This is a genomic window from Saprospiraceae bacterium (assembly GCA_016716185.1).
GTDB lineage: Bacteria > Bacteroidota > Bacteroidia > Chitinophagales > Saprospiraceae > Vicinibacter.
Genome location: JADJWV010000002.1, coordinates 2,441,382 through 2,454,854, shown reverse-complemented (window position 1 = coordinate 2,454,854; position 13,473 = coordinate 2,441,382). Strand labels below are relative to the sequence as shown.

Here is a 13,473-nt window from a genome sequence, read left to right as displayed (position 1 = left end):
TCTTTATTCTGCGAAAAGTACACTATACAAGTCCAATTCCCCAGGGTTTAAAAGGGTAGGGGATGTAACTGAAATTACCTTTTGTGACCCGAGTCGATTTAAACAGGAAACCCAATCTGTATGTTTCAAGACTGCAATGAATTTCTGGCCAATTGATGATTTCATTCCACGCCTTGAACATGTCAGGTGACCAATGAATATCGTCTATGATGATGACGGCATTATCAGCAGTGGAATGAAAGATAGATTTTACATATTCTAAAGTTGGCTTGTAAGAATGATCTCCATCAATCAAAACCATATCGAATCCACCGCGAGGATTATTTTTAAGAAATTCAGCAAACGAAGAGTTAATCACATTAATTTTTCCGGGCAGGGTCGTTTCAAAAGTTTCTCTGCAAAAGTTAGCAAGAAAAGCATTCCCTTCAACAGTTGTTATTTCTGCTTCGCGATTGCCCAATGCAAGAGTCAAACCGCTCAATCCGAGGCAAGATCCAAGTTCGAGTATTTTTTTTGGCTTGAAGAAACTGCATATCCGGTAAAGACATTCATAGTAATCCTGGCTTCCGGTAGATTTTTTTGCGAGTTGAGCTATTTTATTTCCGGTTTGGCCATGAAGATCGCCATGTGTGTTTTGGGGTATAAGGTTTTGATTTAATAATAGCGTTCTCCGGTAGTGTTCAATGATTCTGAAATCGTAAAACAACCGATTTGTGTCAAAAGCAGTTAGAATAAAATTGCTTAGATAAGGAGCATGTATTTGATAAATAGTTTGCGCACGGAGGTAAAATCTTAAAAATACAGGCAACCGCTCAAGTAATATCTTTAACCTCATGAATTTTACTGCGTTATAATTATATTTGTAAAAATTATCATATATGTACAAAGGTAACACCCGCCTTTTACTGTTGTTGTTTCTTTGCTTTGGGTTACAGGTTGGCTGGGCACAGTCAAACTGGTCTCCGAACTTATCTCATAAAACCTTTTTTAGCGGAATTCCATTGGCCACAGCCGATATCAATGGCGATGGCCTGGATGATCTGATTGTGTTGGATCAGACCAAACATTTGTGGATTGGGATTCAATACGGAGCTGCAGAATTCTTATGGAAATCGCTCGATTACCACAATACGTTTCCTGCATGGTCGGTGAATGTTGCAGATATCGACAGGAATGGTTACAATGATATCGTGATCAGCGGAGAAAGAAGTCAGGTGCACATACTCTATCAGGAATCAAACGGATTTGAAAGATCTCTGGTTGATGATACCTATATGTTTTCTCAAGCCGCAGTTGTATACGATGTAAATCAGGATGGTTGGTTGGATTATACGTTGTGCGATGACAATGAAATCAACAGAATTTATTTGAACGATGGTGTTGGCAATCTTCGACTTGATACCGCATTTATTTCAATGGGTTTTGCAGATCCTGCTTTGGATGCAGGAAATTATGGGTGTATCTGGACAGACCTTGAAAATGATGGCGATCCGGATTTATACATATCCAAATGCAGGCCGGGTGTCGAGGATACTCTTGATCCACGTAGATTAAATCAGTTGTGGGTCCACGATCAGGGACAATGGACATCTGCTGCAGAACTGTATGGTTTGGATGTCGGCGACCAAAGCTGGGTGAGTTTGTTTGAAGATTTTGATAACGATGGATTGAAAGATTGTTTTGTAGTTAACCACTATACTCCCTGCAGATTGTTCAGGCAAAAATCCGATCGTCAATTTGAAGAAATTACGGCGACTTCCGGTTTTACTTCTGCAGCCATCATTATTCAGGCGATCCCGGCAGATTTCGACAACGATGGTGATCTCGACCTTTTAGTTACCGGAAATGCATCTGAATTGTGGTTGAATGACGGAAACATGCATTTTTCAAAAAAGCATACACTGCTTCAGGATGCGAATTTCAGTTCTTGTGCCTATGGAGATTTTAACTCCGATGGATTTATGGATGTATGTGTTTCTCATGCTGATTTATTGAATACTCCCAACAATCAAAAAGATCAATTGTGGTTGAATCCCGGCAATGCAAATCATTTTGTCAAATTTACATTGAAAGGCAAAGTTTCAAACCCGAATGGGGTAGGGACCCGTGTAGTGGTGTATACGGATGGAAGGATGCAATCGCGGGAACTTCATGCAGGCGAAGCCTTTGGTGTACAGAATTCTCTTAATGTGCATTTTGGTCTGGATGCATTTGAAAAAATAGACAGCGTCATTTTCTACTGGCCTTCGGGAATTATCGATAAGCACTTTTCTTTCGCGGCCGATCTGCAATATCTTGTTGAAGAGGGAAGATGTCTCACAGAAATGGGTGTACCAAAACAAGCATATCAGGTCGTTTATTTTTGCGATCAGATCGATACAGTGATCAATACTTCTGATCAGCTTAGAGATTTAGTATGGAATACAGGGATCCGATCAGATTCATTGAACATTAAGGGCGAAGGTGTTTATTATTATCAGGGCTACAACGCAGCCAACTGTTTAGTCACTTCCAGGCCTGTTTCATTTATCAATAATCCAGGGCAGAACTTTATGTTGAGTCACCGGTATGATAAGGTCTTGTGTCAGGGGGATCAGCTTGAACTTAGCGTCATTCCAAATGCAGAACTGATCTGGTCAGATTCGCGCAAAGATTCTGTGATCCTTGTTAAACAGACCGGTAAATATTTTGCAAAAGTCAAAGGATTATGTGAGGATAGCTATACGGATACTTTGAATTTGGTGGTCGCAGAAACGGTGAAACCTCCGAAAATCAAATCCGATACTTTGTTATTCAAAAGGCCGGCTTTTCTTACTTCGGATTCAGATTCAACTTACTGGTATAAAAACCAGACGGATCTCGTTCCAGAGTTTGTTGGAAAAAATTTTGAAACAGACAGCATTGATTCCGATCGCAGTTTTTGGGCTGAGAACGTATCTTCTTTTTCTTATCCGTTTGTGCATGGCGGTCTCTCGCAACCGGAGTACCAATCGTCAGCTTATCATGCACCCTTCCTGAATGCGCAAATGATCTTTAATGTGTATGATGATCTCATTTTGGATTCAATAACATTATTTACAGATTTCCCCGGACAGCGTACGATCGATCTTTTAAATGATCTGGGAGAACGCATCGCAAAGAAAGATGTGGAATTGAACAATGGAAAAAATCAGGTTTACTTGGGATTTGAAATACCAAAAAGTGAAAAGTCTTATACCCTGACCACGAATCTCGAACAAAATCAGAAATTGTGGAACGAGAACAGTCCAAGACTGCAAAGAAGCGATAAAGGATTTTATTATCCGTTTTTTATCCAGGATAAAGTCCGTTTGCTGACCTCAAGCAATGGAGACAGTTATTACTATTATTTCTACGATTGGGTCATCAGAAAGCCCGGTGTAAATTGTTCAAGCGAACGTATTGAAATTCCAGTGATCTATCGCCCGGTAGATGCTTCCAATCCCGGAGCTGAGCACTTGGAATTTTTGGTGTACGGAAATGCATTTAAAATCACTGGACATGAAGACTGGAAATTTGATTGGGAAATACTGAGCCTGGAAGCCAAGCCATTCGCCAGAGGACAGCATGTAGCGAATCAATGGATTTACTTTCCCGAGCCTGTCCGGGGTATTTACCTGATCAGACTTCGAAAAGAAAATGGAACAATTATTGTGAAATGGCTCAGCTTGTGAATGAAAAGACCCGGACACAAAAAAGTTAAAAATAAAATATAAAGGGGAACAAAATTTAGGGTGGCTAATGGGACTCGAACCCACGACCCTCGGAACCACAATCCGATGCTCTAACCAGCTGAGCTATAGCCACCATCTCCGTTAGAATGGGCTGCAAATATAGGATAAATTCAGAGTCGTGCAAAAACCTGAATTACTTACCCGGTTCAGCTTGCAATACAAATTTTCTGCTTACCGGATTTAATGGAGTTTGAACAGGGCTTCCGGACGCATCGATCAAAGTAAGAGTGAGGGTATGCTCACCCATCGGTAAATTTTTTAACACATAAGCTTGCCATTGGTCTATTATAAATTCTTTACCCGAAATTTCCGCTTTTACTTTGAAAGATTCGCCAAGTGTGCAATTCGCGAGATAAAAATCCAGCATAATATTTTTGGCATCGGCTCCAGCATAACTTCCTTTTGGCCGCGAATAAAAAAGCATGGGCTTGGTTACCGGCTCAACTTTTTTAAAGGAACTGTCCTGAATTTGTGCTTTCACCAATGTAGAGGCCTGTGTTGTTTTAATGCTTTCGTGATAAGACCTCGATAAAAAAGAAAGCAGGTAATGCTCTCCATCCGGAACAAGATAATGAAACGAACTGTCGTATTTTGCCTCATAGGGACGATCATCGACGATCAGATGAATATGCTGACCCTGAGCTGAATTGGCACACATTTTTTGGGCTGCGTCCGATGTTTGCTCCCCTAATTTGTAATCTCCCGTGATCTGATAGGTAAATTGTCCTTTTTGATAATCCATGGATGCAATGCCTGCATCCGGAAACTCTACAGAGGATCCCAAAGGTTCAAGACTGATCTCTGCGGTCATTGGTTCGGCATTGGTATTTTCTTTCGGTTTGCACTGGAATAATGAAATCGAAAAAACGAAGGCAATAAATACTAACTTATTCATAAACAAGAAGTTGATTGATTCTGCATCAAATTTAATAATTCCCGTCGTTAAATTTCATAATGAAAATCAAACAGATAGAGGCATCAATCCGGCCGAGCCAACAATCTCAATTTATCGGGGCCCATAACTTAATCCACTTGGAATTATCCTTGTATATTTGCAACGCAAAACGCAAAAGGCGCTCAGGAGGAATGGCAGAGCGGTTTAATGCGGCGGTCTTGAAAACCGTTGACTGTAACAGGTCCGGGGGTTCGAATCCCTCTTCCTCCGCGAATCCGGCATGAGAGAGTGTGGGTGCTGGGGTGAAATCAAGAATTTAGTCCAAATCTACCCTGCCCACAGCCCACAGCCCACAGCCCACAGCCCACAGCCCACTGCAAACTGCCAACTGCAAACTGCCAACTGAAGACTGCCCACTCCCCACTGCCCACTGCCCACTGCCCACTGAGGACTGCCCACTGCCAACTGAAGACTGCCCACTTCCCACTGCCAACTGCCCACTGAAGACTGCCAACATCCCACTGCCAACTGCAAACTGCCCACTGAAGACTGCCCACTCCCCACTGCCCACTGAGGACTGCCCACTGAGGAATACCCACTGCAAACTGCCCATTGCCAACTGCCAACTGAAGACTGCCCACTGCCCACTGAGGACTGCAAACTGCCAACTGAAGACTGCCCACTTCCTCTTCCCCCGTGTATTTCCTGTGCCGCACAGGAAAAACACCCTTTTTAACAGGAAAAACACTGTTTTTCATATACGTACACATCTGTTAAAGAATACTTTATAAATAATAATAAAATGTCATGTTTTTTATTTTTCTCACTTTTGACTACTTTTGGTAAAAATTATTGAAGCTATGAAAGTGGGCATTTCAAATTTTACTTTTTCCTCATGGGTTATTTTACTTGTAAGTTTTTTAAGTTCCGATGTTGCCATGGCACAGGCCCAGGCTCCATTTGAAAAAATACCTTATCAGGACATGGTGAGAATGGTCGCCAAGTACAGGGATCAGCGACAGCAAATTATCAACAATACATATTCAGGTACCAATCCGGGCCAGTATGGAGCCAATTTTGAAGACAGCCGCTATTTTACAATGGACCTGCAAAAAGTGAAAGATTTTATTTCAGCTATTGAGGACCAGGTCAAAGAAAACAATCTCAACGTAGAGTTTACAGGATTAAGAATGTATCCCATTGTTTATCCTGAAGTTGGTACTTCTGATTACAGCGATTCCATTCCCTACAACCAAAGAAATCATCTTTCCATCATGCTGGTTCCAACGTTTAAGAATGCGAATGGAGAGGATATTGATTTTGATCCGGATCTTTTCGAAGTGAATCCAAATGGTCCCGGCAATGCCCCAAAATCTTTGTTTAAGCCGGATAACATGTCTGAAACCGACTTTCTCAACAGTTTGTTTGGGATCAACAACACGGTAAGGGCTTTCTCCGGATTAAATCATGCAGGATTATGCCCTCCTCCAAATCCATGTACTTCATCATCGCTGCTGAAAAATGCCGATGTTTTATGCCCGGTAAATTCTGGCTGTCAATATTGACCCGATGAAAACATTATAGACCATGGCAAGTGCACTGCAGTTTGTTGCCATTGCATCTGAAGCGATATGTTTTATCGCAGCAGTTTACTTTATCAAGCCATTAAAAAACACTATTCTGGCAAAACTGCCATGGGTATTAGGTTTTATTTTTATAAGCGACTTTTTTGGTTTAATTTTAACACAAGTTGTATTTAAAAAGAACCAACTTGTTTTTAATATACCGTATTACAATCTGACAACCGCCCTCATTCTTGTATTTTGGATCGCACTGATCTACCAGACATTAAAAAATAATTTTTACAAAAAAATACTTCGTTATTCGTTGTTTGTATTCATCGCATTTTACTTCTGCAATATCATTTTTATCCAATCTTTTTTAAAGTCTCTGCATACTTATAGTTTTACTCTGGGATCTTTTGTTTTGTGTCTGGCAGCTTACTTGTATTTGAAACAGTTGATCGAAAGCGATCGCATCATATATTTAAAAAAGGATGTCATGTTTTGGATTTGTACCGGACTACTATCATTCTATGTGATCAATATTCCTTATATGGCTATGTTCAATTATTTATTGGAACATCATCTCGATCTGCTGACCGTCATACGCAATGTCACTATTTTTCTCATGTACTTTATGTATTTGTGTATATTTTTAGGATTGCTATGCTTGAAAGAGAAGTTATATTCAGTATCATCATAGGTTGTCTTGTTGTTGCCATCCTTTTCATATTATTATTGGGCTTCCTGATTTATTACCTGAGGAATAAAAACAAGTTCATTCGCGAAAAGGAAGAAATGAAGAACAAATATCAGCTTGAATTAAAGAAAGCTGAATTGGAAATTCAGGAAGAAACTCTGAAACAGATCGGATTCGAACTCCACGATAACATTGGTCAATTGGTGACCATTGCGAAGATCCAAACGCAGTCGTTGCTAAAAAAAATACAAGATCCACATCTGCCCAATTTGTTTGAAGTGATTTCAAAAGCGCTGGAAGAAATAAGGCGTCTGTCCAAATCATTAGACCCGGAGGCTTTGAATAAGTTTTCGCTGATGGAGCTGCTGGCCAAGGACCGCGACCGGATCAATCAATTGGATTTTCTTGAAATGACGCTTACCGAATCGGGCAAACCATTTGAAATCGACCTGCAACGCAAGACCATACTCTACAGAGTAATTCAGGAGGTGATAACCAATACCTTAAAACATGCACAATGCAGCAGCATGTGGATTCACGTCCATTACCTGCCGGATTTGTTAAAGATTGAGGTTGGAGACAACGGAAAAGGATTTGATACATCACAATCAAGCCATGAATCTGGATTGGGTTTAAAACACATTGTTGGAAGAATCCAGCTTATAAATGGAAATATCGAATTAACTTCAAGCCCAGATCGGGGAACCTCCTATAGAATTTCCTGTCCGGCCAAAGTATAAGTATGTCTGTGAAAATAGCAATAGTCGATGACCATACCATGATGGTGCAGGCTATAGCCAATCTTTTGAATGTCAATCCTAAATTTGAAGTGGTTCTGTCTTGCCGTCACGGCAAAGAATTGACAGAGAAACTCCCGGTGACAGCGCCAATTCCAGATGTAGTTTTGCTGGATATCAATATGCCGATCATGAATGGGTGGGAAACCGCAGCCTGGCTTCAAAATACTTACCCGGAGATCAAGATACTTTGCCTGACCATGAACGACGATGAAATATCTGTGATCAAAATGTTTAAAAATGGAGCCAAGGGCTACGTTCTTAAAGATGCTGAAGATGAAGAGCTTTACACTGCCATTGAATCCGTCATTTCCCGGGGATTTTATTATTCAGACTATGTCGCGAAAATCATGATCGATTCCTTTAAAAACGAAGGGAAACCCAGTACACAGGCTTCCAATCTGGCTTTAAAAGAACGGGAGATCGAATTTTTAATATTGTGTTGTACAGAACTGAATTACAAGCAAATAGCAGATATCATGCACTTAAGCCCAAAAACTATCGATGGGTATAGAGATGATCTGTTTCACAAACTCAAAGTAAAAACAAGGATCGGACTGGTTCTGCACGCGATCAAACACGGACTATTTCAGCCCTGATTTTCAAAACAAGGATTTTTCCCCTTCAAAAACAGGAAAAACACCCTATTTCCAGCTAGCCGGGTATGGTAGGTTTGTGACTAATTACGAATAAAAAAATGGGCGAGGCTGAAGTTCTCGGTTTTAACAAAAATTGAATACCTGATCTGCAGCGTTAGCCACAAACTGCAAACTTAAAAATTACAGAGCCTGAAAAATTATGGATTTTTTGGGGACTACCTGTTATTCCAAGCTCAACCCCGAGTAACCCCAACAAAATCCATTAAATCGAGTTTTCGAGTCAGCTGAACTCCCCACGTTCTGCTGACTTTTTTTATAATCTTATTCCGCAATACAATTTTAAAAAAGTATATTAAAGAAAAAGAGCTAATTTATCGAAAGCGCTCTATGATTGATCTTCATTTACATTACTTCTAAGTAAAACCACAAAAACATTACCTTTCCCCATAACAGCTTTGGGCTTTCTTGGAGTTCGAATAATTACTGAAGGCAAACACGAAATCAAACAGAATCAATTTCCATCAATTTCGGTCTCTATAAAATCATAAACCCCTGAACTCAGAGAGTTCAAACTAGGTTAACGGACACAAAATCAAATCCGGTCTGAATATATATCGTGAACCCCTGAACTCAGAGAGTTCAAACTAGGTTAACGGAAACAAAATCAATTCCGGTCTGAATATATATCGTGAACCCCTGAACTCAGAGAGTTCAAACTAGGTTAACGGAAACAAAATCAATTCCGGTCTGAATAAAATCGTGAACCCCTGAACTCAGAGAGTTCAAACTAGGTTACCGGACACATCTTACGCATTACATAAATACATAATATAAAAAATACCCTTTTCGAGGGGGTACCAAAAACATATTCTTTCTAATTTTGTACCAGCCTAAGGGCATCGTATGCCCACGCTAAACCAAGACTCATTCATCGATCATGCTGGCAGGGTTTGACTTGGTAAAAGCATTAGGTTGTTTTTTGATCCAATCAATCCTGTGAGTGATGCATATCAGCACAAAGGTTGCTTTATTGTCCTTCCGGATTGTATTGGTTAGATTATCTTTAAACCTTTTTTTCATAATATTTAAACCAATACCATGAATAATTTACTTAAATTAATGGCATTTGTATGTATGATTTTTACAGTCAGTACAGCCAGTGCTCAAAGGTCGGCTACGGTTACACCGGACGGTCTTATTATTTTGGATGCAACCTTACAGGATGTTGCTTCCGAATATGTAGCAAACATTTCCAGATTTAATTTTGGAAGCTATCAGGAAGCGAACAGCTATTTCACTAAGTACATTGAGAAATCAGCAGGAAGAGGAATCACATTTTTATTTGATATTCCAAATCAAAAGTTGATCATCTACATTGATGTTGCTAATCAGCAAATGGTTCCAAAATCCCATGCTAAAGCTGTTAGTGTAAATGACATCAATTACTACTTAAGAGCAGTTTACGAAGGACGCATTTAATTCATTAAATTTTTAAAATAAGAATCATGAAAAATTTATTTATATTATTTTTATTGTTTTCAGTCAGTGCGGTTTTCGCAGCGGGTGGTGGTGGATCTATTTTTCCCATCCGAACCAGCATGAATGCTATGAAACCGGCAGCTTATACCTGCGACACTTTTAAAACTGGTATGTTTACAGGCCAAACTGGGGTTCCTCTTACAGCCGGTGGATCGGCATGCCCTACAGGAGCTTGCCAAAATCCAGGGTACTTTGCTCCTTACTGGGAAACTTACCAGTTCAAAAATACTTTGCTAGAGCCACAGTGTGTTACTATCAATTGGACAGCTCAAACTGCTATGTTCTGTAATATTTCTTTTGCATACACAGGAACAGGACCAATTTTGTTGTGGACTCCTGCTGGTGCACCTTGTTATGCGCCTCCGATTAACATGGGTTCTCCTGGTGGAATTTGTATGGGTACCAATGTTAGCTATAAACTTGAAATTCCAGCATGTTCAGCTTTCACTGTATTCCTGGCCAATAATAACGGAGCACGAAATACTTACGATCTCAGTATCTTTAATGATTCTGGTGATCCAGCAGCTGTAGGCTGTTTAGGTGCTGAGTGTAAAAAGTTACTTACAGTTGGTGGTACTCCGGTTCCAACCATGACTCAGTGGGGTCTGTTTATTTTCGGACTGATCATTCTGACTTTCGCTTCTGTTGCTATTTACAATTTTGCACAGAGAGCTTCTGTTAAAGAATAATTGTTAAATCAATCTATTATAGAAGGGCGGTGATTTTCATCGCCCTTTTTTGTTTTATGCTATGACTTTTTATGGTCCTGTAGTAAAAAGCAAAAAAACCAAGGACGAAATCCCAATAAAATGGCATGATTCATTAGAAATGAAATAGTTAACCTTATTTTATCGGGACGAAATCCTGATAAAATGGTATAATACTTCAAAAAAGAAACAGTTGGCTTTATTTTATCGGGACAAAATTTCGAAAAGTCGAAAAACCTCCTTCATTTATTTCCCGCACTTGCCCGACTGAAATGATTAGTTCATTATTTGTAAAATTTAAGTCGTTCGGGCGGGGATTACGCAGATTTCCGCAGATCTTTATATTTAATTTATCATTAAAAAGGCAAAAAGTCAAAAAGTCAAAAAGTCAAAAAGTCAAAAAGTCAAAAAGTCAAAAAGTCAAAAAGTCAAAAAGTCGAAACGTCCAAGCTTCGAAAAATCTCTTCCATTTTTCCCGCACCTGCCCGACTGATATTTGTTTTATAATAATTAAAAACTTATTCGGTCAGGCGGGGATTTCGCAGATTTACGCAGATTTTTATATTTAATTTATAATTAAAAATTCAAAAAGACAAAAAGACAAAAAGACAAAAAGACAAAAAGACAAAAAAGTCAAAAAGTCAAAAAGTCGAAACCTCGAAATCCCGATAAAATGACATAATATTTTAGTAAAGAAATAATTCTCTATATTTTATCGGGACGAAACCTCGAAACCTCGAAACGTCGAAACGTCGAAAAGTCGAAACCTCGAAATCCCGATAAAATGACATAATATTTTAGTAAAGAAATAATTCTATATATTTTATCGGGACGAAACGTCGAAACCTCGAAACGTCAAAAATTCCCTGGATTCCTATTAACTTTGCGCACTATTTTACCGGATCTATGATGCATTTTCCATTTGACCGTGTTGTTTTTGACAAAGCCTTTCTGATCGCTTGTGTGTTGGCTGTCGTAGGCTGGATCTTGATTTATCTGATCTGGGGAGAATATACAACAGCGGATATCGTTTGTATGATTGTTACGGTACCTATTTTGGCTTACTTTATACACGTGCTCATGCTGTTCAATAAACAATAATTCATTCCAAAGACTCTGTTGGAATTCATCCGGAATTGAAATTTTCCGGAAAAGACCTTTGGAGTGTTTGGACTTTAGTAAAATATTACAATGTCTGCACTTAAGATCTGGTGGAACTCCAAATCTCCTATTTTTAGGTTTCTGGCTGGGTTTATCTTCCTGATGACCCTCTTTTATATCTTTTATTACTCTCCATGGTATGAAAATTACCTCATGGGACCCTTGCTCAATAAACAAGCCTATCTTTCGAATATTCTCCTCAACTGGATGCAATTCAAAACCGAAACACTTGAGGACAATATCATCGGGGAAGAGTTCAGAGTGAGCATCAAAAACGGTTGCGATGGAATTGAAGCAACTGCATTGTACATCTGCGCAATCATCACCTTTCCTTTTGTAGCCTGGAAACATAAATTAAGAGGCTTGGGAGTTGGAGTACTGGTTTTATCCATACTAAACCTCTTCAGAATAGCAGGACTTTACGTGGCTGGTGTACATTGGAAAAGTGGTTTTGAATTCCTTCACCTCCATGGAGGCGTTATTATTTTTACACTGATTGCTATTTTTATGTGGTTGTTGTGGATTGCCAGGGTCAAAAAATACATCGGAAAATAACATGAAAGAGATCCTCCGGTTTGTTTTACTATTTATCCTGACTTATGCCGCGGTGATGCTTCTGCTCAATATACCATTCATTCAGAATGGCATCCAGCAATCCGTAAGATCGGTTGTTAAAGTTTTCGTTAAAGCCAGTTTTCCGAATGCATATATCGATACTCAGGATTACAAAGATGCATCGGGAAAAGCAGACCCGAATGTGTTTTATCTGACTTATGGAAATCCTGAAATCATTCAGGCAGAACATGATTATGCGAAAAGGAACCAGTTAATGGAATATAAAATATCGACATACTCGATTCAGTTGTATATTTTTCAATTGTTTACGGTGCCTTTGGTTTTTATACTTTCTTTATTTCTCGCAAGCCCGATGTTGTGGAAACCGAAGCTCAAATTTCTGCTCACTTCATTAAGTATCATGTTTATGTTGATACTTTTGAAAACCGATATGTTGATTCTCTACAATATCAATATGTCGCAGATCGGTTTATATAAACTGGAGGATCAAGACATGGCAAATTTGTTGCGTTTCATTTCCATGCTGACTCTGGGATTCAGCGTAATGTTGGGTTTTATACTGTGGTTGGTTTTTGGCTTCCGCAATAGTCAATTTGTCCAATTGGTCGATTCATTTTTCAAAAATATTAAACAATGATGCGCTTGATTTTGATCAGCTTTAGTTTGATGTGGCTTACCAGCTGCTCGCGAAAAGCTATTTCCTGGGATCAGATTAAATCTGAGGATTGTTCAGCACTCATATATGGAAGAGTCGATGCGAAAAGACTGCTCACTCAGGAAGACATCAGTTTGCTCCAGAAGCAGGGATTGCGCATCCTGGAATTTGTACTGGAAAACCAATACCTGGGGTGCTGGAATCAAAAATGGGTGGAAAAATCGTTGGACAAAACTCCTTTAAATGCTTTGACTCCCTTTGAATCCAAAGAGAAAATAGGTTCGGGTATGCAGTTGGACCAACTTAGAAATCTCGATAATACAGTCGGGCATGCGATGGTGCTTATTCAAACCCTTGCACCGGTCGATTCGCTTGAATTAATCCAATACGGTAAAATTCTATTCAGCAGGGACCATTTCTACCGCATGGTAGTGCCCAACAATCATTTAATGGATTTATTGGATTATCCTTGTTTGCGCTTGATGAGCATTGTAAAGGAAAATTATGAACCGGATAGGAAGTAAGGCAAT

14 protein-coding genes and 2 tRNA genes are annotated in these 13,473 nt (G+C 39.4%); 12 read left to right on the top strand and 4 right to left on the bottom strand.

All coding sequences use genetic code 11. The features are described from left to right. Window positions 1-22: 22 nt before the first annotated feature. Window positions 23-835, bottom strand: coding sequence for a class I SAM-dependent methyltransferase (locus tag IPM34_11385; GenBank protein MBK8956140.1), 813 nt, complete (start codon window positions 833-835; stop codon window positions 23-25). Window positions 836-878: 43 nt separating this feature from the next. On the opposite strand from IPM34_11385, the gene IPM34_11380 reads away from it, so the two are divergent. After that, window positions 879-3,692 (top strand): VCBS repeat-containing protein, encoded by a 2,814-nt coding sequence (locus tag IPM34_11380; GenBank protein MBK8956139.1) that lies wholly within the window; start codon window positions 879-881, stop codon window positions 3,690-3,692. A 59-nt stretch (window positions 3,693-3,751) separates the two neighbouring features. Here IPM34_11380 and IPM34_11375 read toward each other — a convergent pair. Together IPM34_11375 and IPM34_11370 are read right to left on the bottom strand one after the other, a co-directional pair. Further along, window positions 3,752-3,825 (bottom strand) — tRNA-His (locus IPM34_11375). A gap of 60 nt (window positions 3,826-3,885) precedes the next feature. Beyond that, complete coding sequence (locus tag IPM34_11370) at window positions 3,886-4,647, bottom strand: hypothetical protein (protein ID MBK8956138.1); 762 nt, start codon at window positions 4,645-4,647, stop codon at window positions 3,886-3,888. Between the two features lie 185 nt (window positions 4,648-4,832). On the opposite strand from IPM34_11370, the gene IPM34_11365 reads away from it, so the two are divergent. Further along, window positions 4,833-4,917 (top strand) — tRNA-Ser (locus tag IPM34_11365). Window positions 4,918-4,955: 38 nt separating this feature from the next. Here IPM34_11365 and IPM34_11360 read toward each other — a convergent pair. Next, window positions 4,956-5,405 carry a hypothetical protein gene (locus IPM34_11360; GenBank protein MBK8956137.1) on the bottom strand — a complete coding sequence of 150 codons (450 nt, stop codon included), beginning with the start codon at window positions 5,403-5,405 and terminating at the stop codon, window positions 4,956-4,958. Between the two features lie 102 nt (window positions 5,406-5,507). Here IPM34_11360 and IPM34_11355 point away from each other — a divergent pair, with 102 nt between their 5' ends. The 10 genes from IPM34_11355 (at window position 5,508) to IPM34_11310 (ending at window position 13,467) form a co-directional block, all read left to right on the top strand. Further along, window positions 5,508-6,212 carry a hypothetical protein gene (locus IPM34_11355; GenBank protein ID MBK8956136.1) on the top strand — a complete coding sequence of 235 codons (705 nt, stop codon included), beginning with the start codon at window positions 5,508-5,510 and terminating at the stop codon, window positions 6,210-6,212. 22 nt (window positions 6,213-6,234) lie between these two features. After that, window positions 6,235-6,912, top strand: a complete 678-nt coding sequence (locus IPM34_11350; protein ID MBK8956135.1) for a hypothetical protein — start codon at window positions 6,235-6,237, stop codon at window positions 6,910-6,912. Next, complete coding sequence (locus IPM34_11345) at window positions 6,876-7,649, top strand: hypothetical protein (protein ID MBK8956134.1); 774 nt, start codon at window positions 6,876-6,878, stop codon at window positions 7,647-7,649. The genes IPM34_11350 and IPM34_11345 overlap by 37 nt, the downstream gene beginning before the upstream one ends. A gap of 2 nt (window positions 7,650-7,651) precedes the next feature. Continuing rightward, a complete protein-coding gene (locus IPM34_11340) occupies window positions 7,652-8,305 on the top strand; it encodes a response regulator transcription factor (GenBank protein ID MBK8956133.1) in 654 nt (217 codons plus the stop codon). A 1,098-nt stretch (window positions 8,306-9,403) separates the two neighbouring features. Next, on the top strand, window positions 9,404-9,784 hold the full coding sequence (locus tag IPM34_11335) for a hypothetical protein (GenBank protein MBK8956132.1): 381 nt from the start codon (window positions 9,404-9,406) through the stop codon (window positions 9,782-9,784). Window positions 9,785-9,810: 26 nt separating this feature from the next. Next, window positions 9,811-10,533 carry a hypothetical protein gene (locus IPM34_11330; GenBank protein ID MBK8956131.1) on the top strand — a complete coding sequence of 241 codons (723 nt, stop codon included), beginning with the start codon at window positions 9,811-9,813 and terminating at the stop codon, window positions 10,531-10,533. A 924-nt stretch (window positions 10,534-11,457) separates the two neighbouring features. After that, window positions 11,458-11,652 (top strand): hypothetical protein, encoded by a 195-nt coding sequence (locus IPM34_11325; protein ID MBK8956130.1) that lies wholly within the window; start codon window positions 11,458-11,460, stop codon window positions 11,650-11,652. Window positions 11,653-11,742: 90 nt separating this feature from the next. After that, window positions 11,743-12,267 carry an archaeosortase/exosortase family protein gene (locus tag IPM34_11320; GenBank protein MBK8956129.1) on the top strand — a complete coding sequence of 175 codons (525 nt, stop codon included), beginning with the start codon at window positions 11,743-11,745 and terminating at the stop codon, window positions 12,265-12,267. Between the two features lies 1 nt (window position 12,268). After that, window positions 12,269-12,925 carry a hypothetical protein gene (locus IPM34_11315; protein ID MBK8956128.1) on the top strand — a complete coding sequence of 219 codons (657 nt, stop codon included), beginning with the start codon at window positions 12,269-12,271 and terminating at the stop codon, window positions 12,923-12,925. Beyond that, entirely contained in the window at window positions 12,922-13,467 is a 546-nt protein-coding gene (locus IPM34_11310) for a hypothetical protein (protein MBK8956127.1), read from the top strand. The genes IPM34_11315 and IPM34_11310 overlap by 4 nt, the downstream gene beginning before the upstream one ends. The last annotated feature ends 6 nt before the right edge of the window (window positions 13,468-13,473 follow it).